The organism is Kushneria indalinina DSM 14324, from assembly GCF_003385845.1.
Taxonomy (GTDB): domain Bacteria; phylum Pseudomonadota; class Gammaproteobacteria; order Pseudomonadales; family Halomonadaceae; genus Kushneria; species Kushneria indalinina.
On sequence record NZ_QRDJ01000002.1, the window covers coordinates 1 to 3,318 of the forward strand.

Here is a 3,318-nt window from a genome sequence, read left to right on the forward strand (position 1 = left end):
GCCACGGCCGGCAAGCCGAAGGCGCGCATCGAGCGCAGCGAGAGGAGAAGGGGGCGGCAAGCGGAGCGCTGCAGGAGCGCAGCGACGGAGGAGCCCAGGGATCGTGACCGAAGGCCGGGACACGCGGGGGTTGGCGTGGCCCGGGGAGCGTAGCGAGTAGAGCCCGCCCGGGGCATAGCCTGATTACCGTTGCAGCATCTCCCAAAATTTTCGATCGACACGTTTTCGGAGCAAATCTGTTGCTTTCGGATTGAGCGCGCCATTAACAATGAGTTCTTCTCGTTCCTTTTCACCGTGCCAGAGAAAGCTGCCAAGCGTCCCCAGATCTAGCTCGCTGCAAACTTCTTCGGCAGCATTTGCCAGCATTTGTGCCTCCTTTAAATCAGGAGGCAGAAATGCCGACAGCTGGACACAATCTCTGGGAGGAGCGCCCGGGACTTGGTAGACAACATTATCCCAATAGGTTTCATCGCTGAAATTTCTTGGATCAAGACTCATGCTCACCGCCCTCGCATAATTGGTTTTTTCGAACCCGTTTTCATTAAGGCGCATCAGCGCCTGATACCTTTCCGCCAAGCTGCTCGACCATTTCGACGAAAGCTTCATGCCTGGATTTCGGGAGCCATGCCGCGCAAGGCTTCAGGTTTTCATCCTCCAGTAGCGGCTGGATCGTGGCCCGCGCCCTGACCAGCAAAATAGAGATGCCCTGGCGAGTGGTTTCCGTTTGGCGCGCAACTTCTGACATCGATGCGCCATCGACGAGAACCGCGCGGATTCGCTTCAATGAAAGCTCTTGGAAACCATGATCCCGCAACACTGCTTCTGCTGTAGCCCAGTTACGCTTGCTGATTTCGGCTTCGTTCGCCATTACGCTTTCACCATCCCATGATTGGCCACTAAGCATGGGCAGCCGGGCTGCCCATGCTCAACAAGCCTATTGATTAACATCCAGAACCTCGGCCCTTGTAAGCCATGTAGAGGAGTCCCTGATATTGACCAGCTTCGAAGCGTATTTATCTGAAACACGTCCGAATTGAGTATGCCAGCTGCCATGCATCGCTTCGCAAAGCATAAAACTGTCATCAAGCACGAATGAATTACGATTCATCGGCGGCATGATCATCAGCTTTTCATCAAAATCATCTGCGCTGATTGCACGCAGCGACTTCTTGGATTCAGCCATGCTGTACTCCGCTTCAATTCGCCTCATTTCTGTGGGCGTCACCGCTGCGATGGCAACTGCTTCACCATCCAGCATGCCAGATCCGCGAGAAAGGTAGCACTCGCGCGCACGCTGCAGCGCCGTGAGGGCATCGCCTTCAACCGGCACAACATCCCATACCGACAAGCGATGCTCTCCAAGAACAACAATGGCGGTAGTAACGGGCGCGCAGGGCTCAGCAGGGATTTGTGCGATATCGGATACTGCTAAAGACATGAGACCTCTCCTTATTACCAATTCCGGGCGCGGTTGCCGCCGCTGGTGCCCGGTGGCCAGCCCCTCGCTGACCACCCCTGTATTATCGGTCATTCGACCTTTTGTGTCAATACTCCCGTCATTTATTTGGATGGAAAAATGGCTCGATTGAGCGAGCCATTTCGTATTTGACCAGGGGCGTTCTTAGATCGTTGTGATATGGCCGATAAAAACTGCAATGACTGCATAATCATCGGGGTCGATATCACCCCCGTCATCGTAAACTGCCTGGCGCTGCGCATCCTCCGAAGCGCCACCCGGGTCGTCAGCGTTAGCGTGTGCGATATAAAAATCGCTTTCAACAACGCTGCTAGGCAAATAGTCCGGGCGGCGCAAAATGACAGTATATTGCCCGGCAGGCGCATGTAGCGGAACGATCCGGCAAGTATCGACAGTTAGTTCACTATCGCTGCCGACATAGGTGTGTGCGTGCTCAACACTGTTGAAAGGTCCGATGGGCTCAAAATCGGTGCCAGTCTCTTTTCCCACAATAGCGAAGCACGCTTCGCTGTAATTATGATCTTGCATTTTCAACACTCCGTTTGGCCAATTTCGGGCGCGGTTGCCGCCGCTGGTGCCCGGTGGCCAGCCCCTCGCTGACCACCCCTGTATTATCGGTCATCCGGCCCTTTATGTCAATACCGCCGTCATTTATTCAGATAGAAAAATGGCCCGCCTTGGCGAGCCATTCCGATCGATCAGGGATGTTTTTTTCTGGCGTCCCGTTTTGCCATGTAGATCAGTGCACCACCCCAGCCCATGACCATTGCAAGCATTCCGACAAACAATGAAATATCGCCGATACTCATGCCTTGCCACCCCCGTTACTAGAAGGTTTGTTTGATGATAGTACCACGGCTTTTCCGTAGGCTCCCAGCTGCTGGATACCCAGCCCGGCAACCAGCCCCAAAAACCCGGCGCCGGGGCCGAACTGCTCGCTGATAAACCCACCGACCAGACTGGCACCAGCGATAATGCCGCCTACGCTCTTGAGCCCGTCAGCCGCTTCGGTCAGGTAAGCCTGTCGGCGCGTTGGTGTATTGTCTGCCATCGTCTCTCCTTATCCGGTTCCGGGCGCGGTTGCCGCCGCTGGTGCCCGGTGGCCAGCCCCTCGCTGACCACCCGTGTATTATCGGTCATTCAATCCTTTATGTCAATACGTCCGTCATTTTATTACTCCGAACACGCTACGTTCAAAGCCACGCAACCGAATGCCCCTAAACCCATGAACTCGATGAAATGCAGGACTTGAAGGAGAGCCCCAGGATATGCAGGACCAGCAATAAAATGCAGAAAAAGGCCAAGCAAAAACAGGATCGCCAACATCCACCCGCCCAGCGAGGAAAAGCTGGCTTCGGCGTCAACTGCTTTAGAAATCACACATCCAACCAGCAACAATATTAACGCGCCAACCGTATAAAGAAGCCAGGGCAGCCAAAGCGTATCTTGAGGATTGATGGCATGGCCTAGCGTTTCCCAAGCGCCCCAGAGGCTTTCAACAAGCCCGGCCACCTTTTCAGCGTTATAGGCCACCCCCAGGAATGCGGACCCAAGCGCCACAATAGATAACACTGGCTTCCAGCTTGCAGAAATACAGCCTTTTGCCGCCCCGATAACACTAAAGGACTGCTTCTTTGAGTCCGACATGAAACCTCTCCTTTTGCCAATTCCGGACGCGGTTGCCGTCGCTTGTGCCCGGTGGCCAGCCCCTCGCTGACCACCCTTGTATTATCGTTGATCCTGCCTTTTGTGTCAATACTGCCGTCATTTTATTTATCGGGTGATTGTCGGTATCAACCCCGGTTAATCAGGGCCGGGGGCTTGTGTTTTCCGGGGTGCCG

General features: G+C 54.6%; 6 protein-coding genes. All 6 read right to left on the reverse strand.

Annotated features, from left to right (window positions below):
• Positions 1 to 183: 183 nt before the first annotated feature.
• The 6 genes from C8D72_RS17275 to C8D72_RS00060 all read right to left on the reverse strand — a co-directional run bounded on the left by C8D72_RS17275 (position 184) and on the right by C8D72_RS00060 (position 3,124).
• Positions 184 to 498, reverse strand: coding sequence for a hypothetical protein (locus C8D72_RS17275; RefSeq protein ID WP_147301479.1), 315 nt, complete (start codon positions 496 to 498; stop codon positions 184 to 186).
• Between the two features lie 43 nt (positions 499 to 541).
• Positions 542 to 868, reverse strand: a complete 327-nt coding sequence (locus tag C8D72_RS00040; RefSeq protein WP_115852397.1) for a hypothetical protein — start codon at positions 866 to 868, stop codon at positions 542 to 544.
• Between the two features lie 66 nt (positions 869 to 934).
• A complete protein-coding gene (locus tag C8D72_RS00045) occupies positions 935 to 1,438 on the reverse strand; it encodes a hypothetical protein (protein WP_115852398.1) in 504 nt (167 codons plus the stop codon).
• Between the two features lie 183 nt (positions 1,439 to 1,621).
• A complete protein-coding gene (locus C8D72_RS00050; protein WP_115852399.1) occupies positions 1,622 to 2,005 on the reverse strand; it encodes a hypothetical protein in 384 nt (127 codons plus the stop codon).
• A gap of 277 nt (positions 2,006 to 2,282) precedes the next feature.
• Positions 2,283 to 2,528, reverse strand: coding sequence for a hypothetical protein (locus C8D72_RS00055; protein ID WP_115852400.1), 246 nt, complete (start codon positions 2,526 to 2,528; stop codon positions 2,283 to 2,285).
• Positions 2,529 to 2,650: 122 nt separating this feature from the next.
• Positions 2,651 to 3,124 carry a hypothetical protein gene (locus C8D72_RS00060; protein WP_115852401.1) on the reverse strand — a complete coding sequence of 158 codons (474 nt, stop codon included), beginning with the start codon at positions 3,122 to 3,124 and terminating at the stop codon, positions 2,651 to 2,653.
• Positions 3,125 to 3,318 lie beyond the last annotated feature (194 nt).

Bases quoted from the DNA above. Each gene is read 5' to 3' on its own strand.
- C8D72_RS00060 (WP_115852401.1), bottom strand. From the start codon at position 3,124: ATGTCGGACTCAAAGAAGCAGTCCTTTAGTGTTATCGGGGCGGCAAAA.
- C8D72_RS00055 (WP_115852400.1), bottom strand. From the start codon at position 2,528: ATGGCAGACAATACACCAACGCGCCGACAGGCTTACCTGACCGAAGCG.
- C8D72_RS00045 (WP_115852398.1), bottom strand. From the start codon at position 1,438: ATGTCTTTAGCAGTATCCGATATCGCACAAATCCCTGCTGAGCCCTGC.
- C8D72_RS00050 (WP_115852399.1), bottom strand. From the start codon at position 2,005: ATGCAAGATCATAATTACAGCGAAGCGTGCTTCGCTATTGTGGGAAAA.
- C8D72_RS00040 (WP_115852397.1), bottom strand. From the start codon at position 868: ATGGCGAACGAAGCCGAAATCAGCAAGCGTAACTGGGCTACAGCAGAA.
- C8D72_RS17275 (WP_147301479.1), bottom strand. From the start codon at position 498: ATGAGTCTTGATCCAAGAAATTTCAGCGATGAAACCTATTGGGATAAT.